Annotated in this window: 1 pseudogene; it reads right to left on the bottom strand. The window is 80.5% G+C overall.

Annotated elements, in window-relative coordinates:
* A pseudogene (locus RH94_RS45300) lies at positions 1 to 226 on the bottom strand (hypothetical protein); the annotation flags it as partial.

Below are 226 nucleotides of genomic sequence, written 5' to 3'. Positions count from 1 at the left end.
AGCATCTCCCGCACGGTGCGGTGCGGATCGACGTCCCCGCGCCGGGCCGGCCGCCGCCGCGCGGTGCGCCGCGACTGCCCGCGCAGCGCGAACGCGGCCAGCAGCCGGCGCACCTGCGCGCGTTCCGCGGGATCGAGTCCGGCCACGTCGCGGTGGCGCAGCACTTCGGCGGAGCTGGCGAGCGAGGCGACGGTCGGCCCCTCCCGCTCCCCCTCGGCCGGCTCGG

The organism is Streptomyces kebangsaanensis (assembly GCF_001906585.1).
Lineage (GTDB): Bacteria > Actinomycetota > Actinomycetes > Streptomycetales > Streptomycetaceae > Streptomyces > Streptomyces kebangsaanensis.
The sequence above is the reverse complement of the archived record's forward strand: the minus strand, read 5'-3'. Positions and strand labels throughout refer to the sequence as shown.